The organism is Sphingopyxis sp. BSNA05, assembly GCF_013265645.1.
In the GTDB taxonomy this organism is placed as follows: Bacteria; Pseudomonadota; Alphaproteobacteria; order Sphingomonadales; family Sphingomonadaceae; genus Parasphingorhabdus.
This window is the reverse complement of the sequence record NZ_PYIA01000103.1, coordinates 16,512-31,750: the sequence shown is the minus strand read 5'-3', so window position 1 is coordinate 31,750 and position 15,239 is coordinate 16,512. Positions and strand designations below refer to the sequence as shown.

Annotated in this window: 20 protein-coding genes and 2 pseudogenes; 7 read left to right on the top strand and 15 right to left on the bottom strand. The window is 51.5% G+C overall.

Annotated features, from left to right (window positions below; all coding sequences use genetic code 11):
* Positions 1–482 (bottom strand): annotated as a pseudogene (locus tag C8024_RS12295) (virulence protein); the annotation flags it as partial.
* A gap of 488 nt (positions 483–970) precedes the next feature.
* On the opposite strand from C8024_RS12295, the pseudogene C8024_RS21725 reads away from it, so the two are divergent.
* Positions 971–1,362: pseudogene (locus tag C8024_RS21725) on the top strand (lytic transglycosylase domain-containing protein); the annotation flags it as partial.
* A gap of 18 nt (positions 1,363–1,380) precedes the next feature.
* Positions 1,381–1,590 carry a DUF5818 domain-containing protein gene (locus C8024_RS12280; RefSeq protein ID WP_173205603.1) on the top strand — a complete coding sequence of 70 codons (210 nt, stop codon included), beginning with the start codon at positions 1,381–1,383 and terminating at the stop codon, positions 1,588–1,590.
* A 1-nt stretch (position 1,591) separates the two neighbouring features.
* On the opposite strand, the gene C8024_RS12275 is transcribed toward C8024_RS12280, so the two are convergent.
* Both C8024_RS12275 and C8024_RS12270 read right to left on the bottom strand, forming a co-directional pair.
* A complete protein-coding gene (locus C8024_RS12275; protein ID WP_367947312.1) occupies positions 1,592–1,951 on the bottom strand; it encodes a tyrosine-type recombinase/integrase in 360 nt (119 codons plus the stop codon).
* A 32-nt stretch (positions 1,952–1,983) separates the two neighbouring features.
* Positions 1,984–2,790 carry an integrase arm-type DNA-binding domain-containing protein gene (locus C8024_RS12270; protein WP_173205600.1) on the bottom strand — a complete coding sequence of 269 codons (807 nt, stop codon included), beginning with the start codon at positions 2,788–2,790 and terminating at the stop codon, positions 1,984–1,986.
* Positions 2,791–3,149: 359 nt separating this feature from the next.
* Between C8024_RS12270 and C8024_RS12265 the strand changes: the two genes are divergently transcribed.
* From C8024_RS12265 to C8024_RS23465, 4 genes are all read left to right on the top strand, one after another.
* Positions 3,150–3,911 (top strand): FRG domain-containing protein, encoded by a 762-nt coding sequence (locus C8024_RS12265; RefSeq protein WP_173205597.1) that lies wholly within the window; start codon positions 3,150–3,152, stop codon positions 3,909–3,911.
* Positions 3,908–4,654 (top strand): DUF262 domain-containing protein, encoded by a 747-nt coding sequence (locus tag C8024_RS12260; RefSeq protein WP_173205594.1) that lies wholly within the window; start codon positions 3,908–3,910, stop codon positions 4,652–4,654. The genes C8024_RS12265 and C8024_RS12260 overlap by 4 nt, the downstream gene beginning before the upstream one ends.
* A 53-nt stretch (positions 4,655–4,707) precedes the next feature.
* Positions 4,708–4,953, top strand: coding sequence for a hypothetical protein (locus C8024_RS12255; RefSeq protein ID WP_173205591.1), 246 nt, complete (start codon positions 4,708–4,710; stop codon positions 4,951–4,953).
* A 125-nt stretch (positions 4,954–5,078) separates the two neighbouring features.
* Entirely contained in the window at positions 5,079–5,639 is a 561-nt protein-coding gene (locus tag C8024_RS23465) for an Eco29kI family restriction endonuclease (RefSeq protein ID WP_173205588.1), read from the top strand.
* Here C8024_RS23465 and C8024_RS12245 read toward each other — a convergent pair.
* The 6 genes from C8024_RS12245 to C8024_RS12220 all read right to left on the bottom strand — a co-directional run bounded on the left by C8024_RS12245 (position 5,623) and on the right by C8024_RS12220 (position 9,466).
* Positions 5,623–6,894 carry a DNA cytosine methyltransferase gene (locus C8024_RS12245; protein ID WP_254305853.1) on the bottom strand — a complete coding sequence of 424 codons (1,272 nt, stop codon included), beginning with the start codon at positions 6,892–6,894 and terminating at the stop codon, positions 5,623–5,625. The genes C8024_RS23465 and C8024_RS12245 overlap by 17 nt on opposite strands.
* Positions 6,895–7,221: 327 nt before the next feature.
* A complete protein-coding gene (locus C8024_RS12240; RefSeq protein ID WP_173205585.1) occupies positions 7,222–7,545 on the bottom strand; it encodes a hypothetical protein in 324 nt (107 codons plus the stop codon).
* Positions 7,542–7,805 carry a hypothetical protein gene (locus tag C8024_RS12235; RefSeq protein ID WP_173205582.1) on the bottom strand — a complete coding sequence of 88 codons (264 nt, stop codon included), beginning with the start codon at positions 7,803–7,805 and terminating at the stop codon, positions 7,542–7,544. The genes C8024_RS12240 and C8024_RS12235 overlap by 4 nt, the downstream gene beginning before the upstream one ends.
* Before the next feature lie 35 nt (positions 7,806–7,840).
* Positions 7,841–8,581, bottom strand: a complete 741-nt coding sequence (locus C8024_RS12230) for a hypothetical protein (RefSeq protein WP_173205579.1) — start codon at positions 8,579–8,581, stop codon at positions 7,841–7,843.
* 271 nt (positions 8,582–8,852) lie between these two features.
* Positions 8,853–9,002, bottom strand: coding sequence for a hypothetical protein (locus C8024_RS12225; RefSeq protein WP_173205576.1), 150 nt, complete (start codon positions 9,000–9,002; stop codon positions 8,853–8,855).
* Between the two features lie 59 nt (positions 9,003–9,061).
* Complete coding sequence (locus C8024_RS12220) at positions 9,062–9,466, bottom strand: hypothetical protein (RefSeq protein ID WP_173205573.1); 405 nt, start codon at positions 9,464–9,466, stop codon at positions 9,062–9,064.
* 106 nt (positions 9,467–9,572) lie between these two features.
* Between C8024_RS12220 and C8024_RS12215 the strand changes: the two genes are divergently transcribed.
* Entirely contained in the window at positions 9,573–9,989 is a 417-nt protein-coding gene (locus C8024_RS12215) for a ribbon-helix-helix protein, CopG family (RefSeq protein ID WP_217272176.1), read from the top strand.
* Positions 9,990–10,082: 93 nt separating this feature from the next.
* Here the strand turns inward: C8024_RS12215 and C8024_RS12210 are convergent, their stop codons facing one another.
* From C8024_RS12210 to C8024_RS20295, 6 genes are all read right to left on the bottom strand, one after another.
* A complete protein-coding gene (locus C8024_RS12210; protein WP_173205568.1) occupies positions 10,083–10,817 on the bottom strand; it encodes a hypothetical protein in 735 nt (244 codons plus the stop codon).
* 966 nt (positions 10,818–11,783) lie between these two features.
* Positions 11,784–12,752, bottom strand: a complete 969-nt coding sequence (locus tag C8024_RS12205) for a primase-helicase family protein (protein WP_173205565.1) — start codon at positions 12,750–12,752, stop codon at positions 11,784–11,786.
* The gene (locus tag C8024_RS23460) at positions 12,728–14,020 is read right to left on the bottom strand and encodes a bifunctional DNA primase/polymerase (protein ID WP_173205562.1); all 1,293 of its coding nucleotides are present in this window, start codon (positions 14,018–14,020) and stop codon (positions 12,728–12,730) included. The genes C8024_RS12205 and C8024_RS23460 overlap by 25 nt, the downstream gene beginning before the upstream one ends.
* A 24-nt stretch (positions 14,021–14,044) precedes the next feature.
* Positions 14,045–14,365: a helix-turn-helix domain-containing protein gene (locus C8024_RS12195; protein WP_173205559.1), complete on the bottom strand. Its 321-nt coding sequence runs from the start codon at positions 14,363–14,365 to the stop codon at positions 14,045–14,047.
* Positions 14,366–14,470: 105 nt separating this feature from the next.
* Positions 14,471–14,701: a helix-turn-helix domain-containing protein gene (locus tag C8024_RS12190; protein ID WP_173205556.1), complete on the bottom strand. Its 231-nt coding sequence runs from the start codon at positions 14,699–14,701 to the stop codon at positions 14,471–14,473.
* A 100-nt stretch (positions 14,702–14,801) separates the two neighbouring features.
* Positions 14,802–15,236 (bottom strand): hypothetical protein, encoded by a 435-nt coding sequence (locus tag C8024_RS20295; RefSeq protein WP_217272175.1) that lies wholly within the window; start codon positions 15,234–15,236, stop codon positions 14,802–14,804.
* Positions 15,237–15,239: the final 3 nt, after the last annotated feature.

Here is a 15,239-nt window from a genome sequence, read left to right as displayed (position 1 = left end):
TTGGGTTTGATGAAATCAGCCTGGCCTGAACCATCGGGAAGCAGGAAAGTCCGGTGAATGGCCATAATATACGCATCTGTGCGCACCGCTGCCAACATCGCTGGCAAGAAGCGGACATGGCCTTTGGGACCAAGAGGCGTGCGGTCAAGAAAGCGTAATTCGAGGGAAGTCATATTGACTAAACGCTTTTTGAGATAAGTCTGCGCAATAGTTCCTTGCAGGCGCTGAGCCTGCCGCCAGAGCCGCTGTGCATTGACGCTCGGTTTTAGCTCTTTGGGACTAGCTGCGGGAATTGAAACCGAACTTCCGCTGAACAGACTGCGCGCAGTCACACCTTGGCGCTCAAAACCCGCAATCACGTCTTTCTGCGGACAGCCTGCAAAACAGTGGAAGAGAATCGCGTTTCGGCCAATACTGACACCAAGTGATGGCGTATTATCGTCATGTGCCGGGCAGCAGCACATCCCTTTATCATTTTCCAATAGCCAGAAAATTTTTCACAAATCTGTCTGGCAGTATTCTCGAGGTATGATGTGGGATTAGTTAGGACGTTACGGGACATTTAGGAGTTCCTTGCATCTGCGCCAGTTCTCCCCTTCCCGGCAGCCTCCCCTCTTCAACACGTAAGAAAACGCTTTCCTACAGCTATATGTTCTATTTATGTTCTCATTCGATTCGATGCAAAATGGAGATGAATTTTGGCAAAGATGCTATCAATGGGACTGTTTACGATTACGTTGTGCTCAAGCGTGGCATGGGCACAGGACGTGAGTTTACAGGAAAACAATAGCGCTCCTGTAACGGAACTTGGGAATCAGCAGACAGGTGGAAATTCAACGTTTCAGCTGTTCCAACATGGAATTTGGCAGCCAGAAAGACCATTACAACCTGTCTCCAAGGCATCGGCAGTTCATGACGGTGCCAGAAACAATCTACAAAAGAAAAACCTACTCGGCTCAGCAGAACGGCCTCTTTCAGGCGGTCTATTTACCTAAGCTCCATTAGGGCAGCCGAAAGGAAACACGCCCTACCCTTTGGGTTACTCGATGCTCTAATTTGGCAGGAATCGCGTTACAATCCTATGGCTGTTAGTCCAGCAGGTGCTGGCGGACTGACGCAGTTGATGCCTGGAACCGCGTCTGATCTTGGCGTTAAAACCGGTTTGATCCTTCAACCAATATTGACGGGGGAGCACGGTATCTAAAACAAATGCTGGATAAGTTCGGCGCAATCCACTTGGCGCTGGCAGCATATAATGCCGGACCTAACGCTGTGCTGAAAGCCAAAGGCATTCCCCGATACCGGGAAACTCGGTATTACGTAAAGAAGGTCCTTGCGCGCTGGACAGAATCACGACTGTAGGACAGAGAACGCTCAATCATGAACCATTCAAACTCAAACCGTCTACGGCTCACTGGAAAACTCATCAAAGGGGACCGGCGTTACGTCCTGCAATGTGATGATGAAAGTGTATGGAAACTGGATTTACAGGATATCGAAATTCCCGAAGATAATCGCATTATTTTGGTTGAGGGCGTAAAAACTGGAGTGGATTCGATCACGGTTGATTGGGTTGGGGATACCAAATAGCTTACTGTGTGCTGCAGTCACAGATACGAACAAGATCATCAGACCAAAGTTGCAACGCCTCGCGTTTTTCATCCATCCAGTTATATCGTTGGTAAACCTTGACAATCCCAGCCTGAGAACCGCTGATGTGGTTGAGAATTGCTTCGGTCACTTCTAGCCTTACTCCCAACCGCTGCAGGTTTGTAGCAACAGTCCGCCGGATGTCATGTAAGGTCCAATGCAGAACCGGACGTTGCAAATCAGATTGAATGTCGGCCCTCAACCGTCGCAACAATTTGGATATACCTGACGCACTAGTTTTTGGATTTGTCGCCGAAGGAAACAGCTTGCTGCTACCATCAGTAACCGGGCAACCTGAAATGACATGGCAAGCTTCGACGGAAAGTGGAATGATTACAGCGTTGCTATTTTTGCGCTCGACGCTGGTAAGTTCCAGACTTTTTCTTCTAAATCAAACTCTGCACGTTCAGCTCCAAATACCTCGCTTCGCCGTGCAGCGGTGAACAGCATGAGTTTCAAACTATGCTGCCAAGGAAATGGCTGATTTTCAATAGCCTTCCAAAGGCTTTTCAATTCTTCATTCGACAAAACCCGATCACGAGGTTTCGGTGCTGGTGGTCTGCTTGCTGCTGTTACTGGGTTGTACGCTAGAGTTTCTATGCGTGGTAAAACCCAATTGAAAAACACTGACATTTGCGCAGCAACAAGACGGGCCATTACCGGCGCAGGACGCTCGCCATAAGCGATGCCATCAATTAACCGAGTAACATCCGTGCGCGTTATGGCGTCCACCGGACGACCGCCAAGCTCCGGTAAAACGTACTTATTGAATATGCGCCTTATTTCCTTTGCAGATCGCTTGTTCTCAACACGCTGCTGATCATAAGTGTTCCACAATGCTGAAACCGTTTTGTTCGATCTTTTATCAGGTTTCGCTACCTTTCGACCGCTCTCAATGTCAGCGCAAGCCTGGAGCGCTTTCTGCCTAGCCTGGGCCAGACCAATCCCGGGATAGTCTCCCAGAGTGATCTTTCTAAACTTTCCAGCAACCCGTTTTCGAACAATCCAACGACATTTACCTGTCGATCCTTTTACAAAGCGCAATCCCACGCAATCACTATCTGCGAGCTCCACTCGTCCTCGTGATGGTGCTTTCACTGCTTTCAATTTAGCATCAGTAAGCTTTATTTGATTTGGCATTTTGTCCTCTGAAAAACGTGCTACCCGGGTAGCGTTTCGAGAGGATACTATGGGATTATCTGGAACATATCAAGAACATTATTTCTCAATTATATAATTAAATCAGATGTTTAGAGAAAATGTGGGACATCAGAAAATCGGCTTAAAAAAACTTTTAATCAGTAGGTCGCTGGTTCGAACCCAGCAGGGCTCACCACTTTTATCCTTATATATCAAAGTGTTGAGCAGATTTTGGGCTTCTCTGCGTACACGGACTATAAATCAAGCACCGGATTAACACCGACGACCTCTGAGTAACTTCGCTCTAGTTATATGCTTGTGAGTGAGTTAGATCGCGAAACTACAGGGGGACGGTGTTTATGAAGTTCGAAGATAGAGAGGTACGTTCACTTAGTGATCTGATCGAGCACTTGAAGGATAATCTTCCCAGCAATAGGCCAACCTGGTTCCGCGGACAACGGAATGCAGATTGGGACCTTGAGCCGGGAATAAAGAGACACGGCGGTATCGATGCGGAAAGGACACTCTTTAAGCGCTTCAAGCAAAATGCCTTTTCTCACGTTACTTCTCGACCCACCACTGAATGGGAATGGCTATTTGTAATGCAACACTTCGGCTTGCCGACAAGGCTCCTGGATTGGACCGAAAGCGCGCTCATTGGCCTCTACTTCGCTTTGGATGGCGACTTGGCGGATTCGCCAGACTCATATGCAGCGCTCTGGGCGATTGATCCGATTGGGCTGAATTTAACGTCGAAATGGACGCAGGACCACGAAGCTGACATTCCCGGCTTTGACGACGATGAGGATCTTGAGCCTTATCTGCCTTCGAAAGTCGGTAGAACCAAAATGGGGCTGGAGCCGATTGCGGCAATAGCAACTAGAAACAATTCCCGCATTCAAGTTCAACAGGGTGTTTTCACTATCCATCATAGCAATCTGGAGCCCCTTAACGACGGAAATCGATTGGCCCACATATGGAGGTATATCATTCCCACCGACGTGATCGCAGAACTGAGAAGGGATTTAGAAATGTTAAACCTTACAAGACTCTCGCTATTTCCGGACCTAGCTAATGTAGCAAACCACGCTCGAGCTCAGGTCATCGGAGGTTCTAAATGAAAAATTTCGAGATCAACGAAATGTCTGATTCGTCGGTTCTGGCGCTTAGCGATATTCGAGAGCAGATTGTAATTGATCCTGATTATCAGCGCCCTGGAGGAGTCTGGTCTAAGAAGAAAAAGCAGCTCTTCATAGACTCACTTTTAAATGGCTATGATATTCCTAAACTCTATTTTCATCGCCTTCGAGGAAATTATTTAAAGCCCGATTTTGAATATGCCATCATCGATGGAAGACAGCGCCTAGAAGCTGTATGGGAATTTATCGACGGTAAGTTTGCATTGGACGAAGACTTCGTCTTTTTTGACAACGAAAAACTCGATGCCGCAGGCATGACATTTAATGAGATTCAGGCCGAATACCCTCGTCTGTTAATTAAATTTCATGCGCGCAGCTTGACAATAATGCTGGTTACGACAGACGACCTGGACTTTATCGAGGACATGTTTTCGAGGCTCAATGAAGCTGTACCGCTTAATGCGGCAGAAAAGCGAAATGCATACGGTGGGCCGCTGCCTAAGATCATCAAAGCGGTTGCCGGTCACGAATTTTTCAAATCAAAAGTAAAATTCCCGGACACTCGGTATCGACATTTTGACGTTGCAACTAAGCTCCTTTTGCAGGAGCATTCTGAGACGATCGTTGACACTAAGAGAGCTAGGCTGGATGATTTTGTTAAGGGTAATAGAGAGAAGATAGAATCTGATTTTCCGCAGCGAAGGACGGCACAAAAAAGACATTGAATACTATGTGCTCAGTTTTCGAGGATAAAGACACGCTACTTCGCTCAACTGGCATGGCTGTGGTTTATTACATCCTCTTTGGTCGGAATGAGAAAGCAAACATTAAGCGACAGAAATTAATGCGCTTCGAAGTTCAACGAGCAAGTAACCGAGAATTGTTTGAAAATGAGCAGGAGGGAGTTAACTATCGCTGGATCGAGTATGATGAGCTCGCGCAATCATCCAACGATGCTTCAGCTATCAGCGCTCGTGTATCAATTCTGGAGGAATTTCTTGGACTCACCGACAAGCGGAGCTAGAAATTAGAAGTGTGATATAGTTTCAATGCGATCTGGAACCTAGTTATGGGAAGCTTTGATCCCCTCGCGGTTGAGAATGTGGGCGTAACACTTGCGTCGAACTGCTGGACAGCCTAGTATCTCCAATGCCACCAAGTCAGCCATTTGCTGGGGCGGGAGTCTATGCACTATACTATAGCGGTTCCCATCCTGCATATCAGGGTCTCACTCGATTATCGGGAGCAGGCAAATCATTTCCGGTGTATGTGGGGAAGGCCGCTGGTCAAAGCGCGAAACAAGGCTTCAACCCGGCCACCAGTTCTGCGCGAAAACTTTACGACAGAATCAACCAGCACGCAGATTCAATTGACGCGGTAAGCTGCCTTGATAAGTCCGATTTTTCTTGTCGATACCTTGTTCTGAATGACGCATATATTGCTTTGGCCGAAAGCGTCTTGATTAGCGTATTCCGTCCTCCCTGGAACGGGATGAGTTTCGGTAGCAAAGTTGTCGGAAAGAACCGAATGGGTGGAAGGCCATCACTTTGGGACTCATTGCACCCGGGTAGAGCCGGGAGACCAGCGGGGTCTAAGTCGAGAGCAGGTGACGCTCGGCGGTTGATTGATCAGCGAGTTTCGGAGTTGGGTGCGGGCATTAGTGACCCTGTTCTGCGCAAAATGTACGATCGTATCATGAGGTTCGCTTGATTGCCGCCACAACACTTTCAATGACTTTTTGAGCCAAGTCTACCGGTACAGCGTTGCCGAGCTGCCGCATGCACTCTGACCATGACCCATGAAGCTCCATTTCATCCGGAAAACGCTGTAGTCGCGCGCATTCCCTTATACTGAAATAGCGCACTGTCCCATCCGGACGTCGCAACATGTTTTCACCACCTGGAACACCATGGACCCCCGCTTTTAGCGTTTTTGCAGGTTCATCCAGCGGACTGCCTGTGTGACCTTTGTATGAGCGAGCACCGTGTTGAAAATCGTGATTTAAAAACCTCTTTGACGCCTTTGGCTCAAGTTGGGGGTCAGGCAAGTCGAGAAGCGCCTCTCGAACGGTACGCCAGGGCTTCTTCTCTCCTGGATCCTGCAACGCCGAAGCTCTTTTGAACTTTATAAGCTCGCGCTCTTTCAGTGACACGCGCGCGCGCTCCCAGTAGGCATCGGTTTCCCATTTATCCCAAGCCAAAGCATGACGAGAGTGTGTAGCTTTTGGGAAGTGCCATTTCGCGTTTAGGTCACTCCTAATCCCCACAAAGAAAACACGCTCTCTGCGCTGAGGGACCCCAAAATCTGCTGCATTTAATACCTCTGCCAGAACTTGATAGCGCAGACCTTTGTAGGTGTTCGAAGACTCGACTTCTTCCAGCTGCCTCAGGTGGTCAAGCCAATCGTCATTTTGTGCACGCTCAACGTCAGGAAAGCGCAGCTGAAGTTTAATATATTCAAAATAATTTACAAAAGTCTGTCGGGTTAAACCCTTTACATTCTCGAAGACAAACGCCTTCGGGCGAGTCTCCCGAACCGCGCGAACCGCTTGAGGAAACAAGTCTCTCGTGTCATCGTATGCTCGATGTCGCCCGCCCAATGAGAATGGTTGACACGGAGGTCCACCGGTTACGATTTCTACTTTATTGTTGAACGCTTTAAAACTGTAATCACGGATATCGATCTGTTCGACTGGCCAATTGCGAAATGGCTCAATTTCGCTTCGTGCGTTCTCGCGTATCGTTTCGCAGGCCCATTTATCCCAATCGAACACTGCCAAAGGACGCAACCCTGCGGCAGAACCACCCAAGGCCATTCCACCGGCTCCAACGAACAGTTCAATCGCCTTCATTTTTAATCCTTGCTGAGATTCTCCAGGATTTCGATAGCGCCAAAAGAACGAAAAGCGAACCCCCTTCAATTCTGATGCTCGATAAATATTACAAAGGCGACCGACTGCGAACATGATCGGGAGTGCGACTGAATATTTATACCAAACGAAAACGGGAGGCTATGATATCGAAATTTCTACCTCATCACTAGGGCAATCAGCAGAAATGCATTCGCCCACAGTCCAGTTGGAACCAGCCATAACGCCATACGGCTCGTTCTAGACGTTCGGCGGTCGTGACCACATGATCGGCAGCTTTCTGTCACCGAGAGTCTGTAGCGATGCAATCCGGTGAATTTACAGGCATCTTTTTGCATGGCTTTCTCCTTCAGCGGAAACCATGACGTAAAAAGGCCCGACCGGGAGCACCGGTCGGGCCAATATTTTCGATATATTTGAAGGTCAGTGGCATTCTTCAATCTGGCAGGAAGGAATGCCGCGCAGCGCGGCAGCATCACTTGGCCAAGAGCCGCGCAGCCACATTAGGCCAAACGTAGGCTCGCCAACCTCCCCTGCCCAAGTTTCGCGATAACCGAGAAACTTGAGTAAAAGGACGATGCGGTCTCTGGCAATGATTGGCATGAGATCTACATGGCCTCGCCAACCGAACAGCACGATTGCCTCGTGAAGGTCGATTGCCTGATAGCCCCGCAAACGGCGGTGACCTTCAAAAATTACTTCGGGGTCAAGGTCCTCAAACTCATTCAAGTCGAGATGCCGGGTCATGCGCCGAGCGTCGCATTGCCGCGAGTGCGGTTTGGCCACGTGGTGCTGTCAGGGGCGCCAACCGGCATGCCCTCGACAGCGACTGGGTCCATGCCCGCTTCAACCGACACAGCAGTCCAAGCGGATAGATTGGACGCACCGATCAGCACGGATGCGGCAGAACGGGCTGCTGCCTCATCAACACCTTCGGCTATGACAAAATTGATACCGTCTGCACGGCGGTTGACGGCTTCAACGGGGTAGAATGCAAAAATGGCCATGGCCTAATTCCTTTGGTTTCTGGGAGGGATATTTCTTATGCCGCCAATTCTTCGGCTTCATCATCTGGGACGTAGGCACCAATTTCTTTCTCACGCTTCTTGAGAAGGGCTATCTGAATGGAGCGCTGCGGATTGGCTTTGCCGGTTTCGAATTCAGTGTCGGATTGCAGAGATTCAAGGACACGGCGTTCGCATTCGACCAATGCTTGGCTCAATTCTCTGTGCAATTCCCCGCAAATAACATCGGCTAGATCGTTCGGGCTGAATGGCCGGTCATCGACCTTCATGCTTGAAACCTTGCTGCACAAAGCAGCGGCCAGATCACCATCGCACTTGGCAGCGGCGAACTCGGCCAGGCTGGCTAACTCAACCGGACCAGAATGTTCGATCTGCTGCATTAGCCGACTGCGCTTTTCGCTGCCGAGGTTTGAACGCATCAACATTTGCATAGGCGAGCGGTAGTGGCTCGATGCAGATTTTACCCGCTCGGCCGTTTCCGTCAGCTCCCGCATGTAGGCTTTGCGGGTATCTGCACTTTCACGGGCAAAGTCGCCGCGTCGACTGGAGACTGCCGTGTTGATGATCGCCTTAGCGTTTGGCAATCCTACATCGGACAATGAACGTTTCACGCTGTCGGCATGGATGTCCAGTTTCTGGTTCATTTTGCGAAGTAAGGCATCGTGCTGATTGCGGTTGGTTTGGACTTTGGCAACGGCGTGGCGGATGTCATTATCATCCATCCAAGCGGCGCCGAGTTTTGCAGTGGGTGTGGGCATGTTCTACTCCTCAAAAGGTTCAAGCATCGCGCTCGAGGCTTCAGTTTTCGACCATGCCCGGCACACGCCAGGTCAGCGGCCCGCCACTTGCAGACCTTGGGCGAAGCGCATTCGCTTCGAACTCGACACGAATTGATGAATGCGCTTACCGGGAGTGATTTCGTACCAGCGAATAGCCGACACGGTGTCCGCCGCGGTGTTTTGGGTCGACCGCGACGGACATAGGCTTGGATCGGTTGGACTTTCAGCGAGTTTAACCGCCGATTGTTTGTCAGGCGTCCTGTTTGATAACCTTTCCGATAACGGTGATAATATCCATAAGATCGTCGCCATCGAATGACGCGAAGAGTGCTTCGCAAACCTCAGCAGTGCTGGCGCCCTCCATAGCGTGCTCGCACTCAACCTTTTTGGCCGCTTCCATTACGCGATGTGCCGCTGCAATCTGCGCCTTTCGTTCAGCTTTCTCACGCTTGAAAGCAGTTATTCTTTCACCGAGGCCTTCCAGTGTTTCATCATCCAGTTGATAAAAATGCCTTTACAATCGGCCTTGATGCGCTGTGCCATAAACTCATCAATATACTGTCGACCGGACAATTCACTGTCGTAGGCATCAATCCACCTGAGATACTCGTGAGGGCCAGCTGGCAGACGTTCTGACGAGGCTAAGAATGCCCCAGCCAGTAGTTTGAGTTCGTCATCGTCAAAATGAAACTCGGGGTCATTTTCCAGCTCTCCCACCATGTGACAATAGTCAGGCGAGTCCTTGATGAGCTTTTCGAAGCTCTTCCACCCATGCGACATTGTGTCGTCCGATACTCGGATCACAACATCAGTGAAGTCGTCGGATTTCTGACCAAGCAAAGCTCGAATGTTTACATTTTTCATCATTTATACTCCATTATTGTGGAGCGGCTTGAAGCCGCTTCGGGCCGCTTCTCGACCCGATGGACGGCCCGCTAATTGATTCGCATTCGCGTTGCAAGAAAAATATTTGGCTGTTAAGAGCCTTGGGCTGCTTGGAGCGGCTTTTAAGGAGATTAAGGATATGAGTGGTGACAAGCCATCACCGGGCAGAAGATTGAAGCGCATCTCGATCGCGGTTCAGGACGACCAGTATATTGGACTGGAAGAAGTAGCGGAGGATATGGGTGTCACGATCGCAGATGCCGCTCGTGAAGCGATCAACAGTTATCTGCTTACAGAGCACTGGGGCCACACGGTCGGCAAACTGGCCGAATTAGAGATAGGCAATGGGCTTACGAACGAGGAGGTGCTAGCCAAGGTGCTGGCCAAATTTCCCCACGCACAGACCAGTCGAGACTCCGTGGCCTGGTATCGGAGCAAAATGCGGAAGGTAAACCCAAATATACCAACCGACAGGGAGGCTAGAGTACGGCGCGAGAGTTGACCTTCTGTGCCTGATCCGGTGCTTCCGGGTAGTTGGGAAGGCCAAGTTGCTAGAAGCGTTAGCCTTCCCTTCCTCGCCCCACCAGATTTCTAATCAGTTGGGTATTTCACCCTTGGTTGGCTTACGGAGCCGAAGGCCTTCGATACCGGGTGTGCCGGTTCGTACCGGATCTTGGCGATGGGCTTCTTTGCGAGCATCGGCTAATTGATTCTGGACCTCGTCGCTCGCTTCCCGATACTGCTTCTGCTGTTTAAGCGCAGCCAAGCTCCACTCGTCAAGTGGCATAGTGCCGGGTACGACCAAGACACCCCCGCCCGCATCGGTTTCTAGTTTAACTTTAGCATCATCGCGATCGCGCCAGCCGAACTGGGCTTTCGCCAGAAAAATACCGGCCACGGTGTCGCCCATGCGGGCTTGGCCCATCAGGATGTCGCGGAGCTCCTGTTCCTCGACATCTTTGCGACAATCAACCGCATCGGTCAGGACCGAGTCGTCGTTGATGATCCGGCGCAGGGTGGCGACTGTGGTGCCGAGTGCTTTGGCGATCTGGTTTCGGGCATATCCATCCAGAAGCGCCCGTGCGACAGCTTCGCGCCCGTCATCGGTCAGTGCCAGCTTATTGTAGGGTATCGCGTCCAGTGGTGGTCGATTTACCTTCGCCGGCTCATCGAGTGGGTCAACCGCAGCCGCCATGCGTTCCCGTCTTGCTCGCTTTTTAGGTGATCCAGCCATTGCGGGCGTATGCCTCGCAGGTAACAAGTTGTGTGCCAGCGAAATATGATGACCTACAAATTTTTGCTTGGAAAACCGTTTGCTCTGTGCGAACAATGCATCGCTACCTAACGGGTAAAAACGATGGCGAATAGCTAAACCTTACAACCTCCGACCTTTCCAAAGGTCTGAGATGCCTAGATAGCCTCGGTTTAGTTATTCGCCATCCACCCGCTCCAGTGGTGTGCCCCCTTGGCTCACCACAACTTATAGTGGCTGAACCAAAATTTTATGCAAGGGGTTAAGCGCTGTTTTAACGACTCTGCTTGTCGTATAATTTATTCGCTTTACCGGACGCCGGTTGATGCTGGATTCCCGCGAATCCCAAGAGTTCCGCACCTTTCGATAAAGCGCAAGAGTGAACAGCAATTTACTCGAAAATATCTGTACACACATTATCCACAGAAGAAGGTGGCCAAATTGTTACGGTCATCTCATGCTTCAAATATTCACAGATTGACCAACGTCATGATCTGCCTTCATCCTTGACGAGCCTTATAACCACGCCCGGAGCTTCATTAGAAAATCAGCTTTCCGATTGGGCTTTCGGTCCCTGATCCGGTGCTCGGGCTCTACGCAAAAGGCCAAACGCTAGAAAGCATTCTACTTTTCAAGCTTGAAACATACGATCCTCGATCAGTGGGTGGTTCCCACGCGTGCATACGTGCGCGCATGATGCGGGCGTGCGCGCCTTTTGGGATCGGACGGAGGGGACATTCGGCCAGGGGTAGACCGGGTAGACAGGTAGACAGGCGGTTTTCTGTTAAGCCGGTATAGAGCTGCATTGGTGCCGTAATACCCAGTGGTGTACAGAAATAACGTACTTTTATTCTATATTCTATTAAACCTAAAACCACTTGTCTACCCTGTCTACCCCCGCTCAAAACCTTAGAAACGCTCGCCTTTTCGGTAGACAGGTGGCGCATGTCTACCCACTCGTCTACCAGAGCCACCTGTCTACCGTATTTGGCCACCCTTTGCTCGTAAGACGAGGATGTCGCGGCCCAACCACCTGTCTACCCATCACCCCTCCCAATGCTTGATCCAGGCATCGATGCGCGAGGCCGGTCCGGCGGTATCCCACTTGGCGTGGTTGTCTAGGGACCAAAGGGCATAGGCGTACCGACCTGTTCCATCCTTTTTGGTGTAGCGGCTGTGCTGCACCGCGCCCTTGGACTTCAGCCACTCAATGACCCTGCTGCGACCATTGCGGGTGGCTTTGAAGTCGCCCTTCACCATTGCCCACACGTCATCCACCCGTACGAGCTCGTAGGCGAGTGGCCCAGCCCCCTCCTCCATCAGTTCGTCCAAGTACTGCTCCAGGTCGCCGACGCTCATGTTCCGCATCTCGGCTTTGCCCGTGGTCATTGGCGCCACGCCTTTCGGGCTCAGCTTCGCCTCGTGGTTCTGAAGCATCCACTTGACAGCCGCAGGGAATTCATCGCCCTTCAGCCGGTCAAACAGCTCGGTATAATAGTCTGCATCCCTCGGCTTCGCCGGAGAGAAGATGGTCAGCCATCTACGGTCACCGGCATCGATCGGCACTGCATCCTTGAAGTTCGTAAAGCAGATGAGGTTAAGCCGGTTGGGCACCTCGTATGTGTCCGTCCTCATGCGGCGGATACGTAGCTCGTCGCCGGTGATGACGGTTTTTAGCTCGTTTGCAATTTCCCGACGGCCAAACGCCATAATTTCTTCGACCACGGCGAGCTGGGTGCCTTCCTGCCACCCGGTGTACTCCTTGGTGAGCTCCTGGCTCTTGACCATCCGCACGTTACGTATGCCGACCATGCGCTCCATCAGCTCGCCGATGAAGCTCTTGCCACTGCCTGGCTCCCCTTGGATAAGCATGGCGAAGTGCACTTTCTGCACATCATTGGCCACCAGAAAGGAGAGGTAGTCGAGCGCGTAGGCACGCTCAGTTTCGTCCGGCAGCAGATACGCCATGTGGTCAAGGAATACTTGAGCTAGCGCGTCGTCCTGCTTGGGCACGACCCACCCTTCCGCCAGGTGTTATAGGCTCCATCCCATTTTCCACCGGCGATTACCTCGCCGTCACCGGGTACGTATACACAGTGCGCGTATTTACTGATTGGCAGCTTTCCGTTCCACACGGAAGCAAGGATATCTCCCTTCCCCTTCCACAGGTGCTGATAGTGCGACTTGAACTGGAACGGGCTCAATCTCTGACAATCGCGCCTGCTGACGAATTGTTCCGCCTTAGTCACCCATACCCACTTTTCCGCCAGCGCATGTATACGGCGGTCGCCGCTGCTATCAGGCGGGCTCCAGTCGGGTAGGTCGCCAATAGGAAAGTCCTCCAAAGGAGTGGACCGCGTGACTGCCTCGACTAGGTCGGCATGGTCTGCGTCATAGAGCGCTTTGAACAACGTCCTGACAGTCACCCGTTTTCCGCCATCATCTCCGTGAAGGCTATCCCATCGCCGACCGATCACATATTCATCGTCGGCGTATTCGGGGTCTGAAGTAGACCAGGCAATGAATTCTTCTCTCGCCTCTCCTGCCGATGCGTGGTGGCAAGCCATCATCATTTCAAGCCATTTGCTCTGGTCACGGTAATTTGAAGCGTCGAGACCAGTCAGCATCAGTTCGATTTGTTCCGGCTCAAACTCGCCCGCACCGACAGAAGCAGCAACATCAGGTCGGCGGATCAGATCGATCAAAACGTTTGGAGCTGGTGAAGTGCCTGCAACCGGTTCGGCAAGCGGATCCCAACGATATGGCCTGCCTGTTGCAGGGTGGCTGCTGCCCGGCGCTACCATCTGGCGTCCGTGCGCTTTGAACTCGATACCGGGATAGGCTTCAACGGTATCCTGAACGAGCGTACCGGCGGGCAACGTCATGTAGTAGTGACTGCCATCCGAGCCCGTTTCAACCTTGGGCCATTTGTCCAATTTGATACCAAGATCGGCCTCCAACCGCGGAACCGGATCATCCCCCTCATCGAATGCGCGTGGGTCCACATCAATAACCAGATCGGTGTCACGCAGGCGAACGCCTACATTTGTACCACCGTCGAGCAATTCCTTGGCGTCATCAACGTCAAGCGGATCGGTTGTCCGCCATCCATGACCGGGAGCCTTCCCAATGGGCCTGCCACGCGCATCAAGCGCGTTCGGCACATTAAGACGGACGAATTCATAACCAGTGCCGCGAAACTGCTCTAGTTCGTGAGGTGCGAACTCAAATGCTGGCTGCTTGGGAGGAGCGGAGGGCTTATTGGTAATCTTGTCAGGCACATTTAAATCCTAATTCTCAGGGGTTTATAGTTCTTGTAGAGTTGTGGACATCCCATTCCAACGGCTATTTCTTAGGGCGCTCTCAATCCATGTTGAGAGCGCCCTTCTTTTATCAATTTTGGCGAGTTTGTTGTCGCGCCTACGTTCGATGTAAGGCTTGAGATTGGCCAGATAATGATCAAGTTCGTTGCGCTTGTAGAGCACGGCCGAGCCGATCTTATGTGAAGGTGGTCCGTGACCGGTGCATCTGCTGCTACGCAGGCTGTTTTCAGTAGATCGCAGATAAGCTGCCGCTTCTTTCGTGGTCAGCAGTTCACCTTCTTGATGGGCGATGAAGTCGTTCATTCTAGGCTCCTTGTGGATTGCAAGAAGCATAGTCATGCATTCATAAACGCCGCCTTAGTACCAGCGATTTGTTGGGAAGATGTCTAAAGTGAGTTGAGCAAACGGTCAGCGACCGTTGCGAACGAAGTCATCCAGATCATCGACATGATACCGGATCAGCCGGTCCTGCACGACATGATATTTTGGTCCCTTACCGGTCGCTCGCCAATTGCGGAGCGTTCCGGCGGTCGATCCGAGATAGGATGCTGCCGCTTCGCTATCGAGCCACGGCGTTGAAGGTTTGGCCAGTTCTTCACGCACAATAGTGCGAATGGCTTCGAGGGTTATGTTGGACACGGACGGCTCCTGAAAGTAGAGAGACCGTAACCCGCAGGTCCGGCCTCTCGATTGGGACTTGCCCATTTCAGGTATCTGACAGCGTCTCGCCGTTATCCCATCATTCAGGGGCAGGCAGCACCAATTTGAATCCCATAGGATCGATTACAGTGCCGTCAGGAGCTTCGGTGAACTTTGCCCCTGCAGAGCCAAAGATCATATCTTCGAGTGCCTGAACATAGCCTCTGAGCTGTTCTACAAGGTGTGAGGCATGGACATAGCCACCCGAAGCGCCCGGCAGTTTCTGGCCTAGCAACAAAGCGCTTTCCGCATAGGGAACGCCTGCGGCAATATAGAGCGTTCGGGCGTGGTGGCGGTATTCATGTGGGCTGGGCAATCCTTCATCCCGAGGCTCTGCAATGTGTCCGCTACGGCTATTCGACGAAGGCCAGAGCCAATCGCTCCCGAGCGGAGCATCAGCCCGCATCCTTTCCTCCAAAATCATGGCGAGCCGATTGCCAATCGGAAGCTGAAGGGGTTCATCACTGGTCTTCATGTG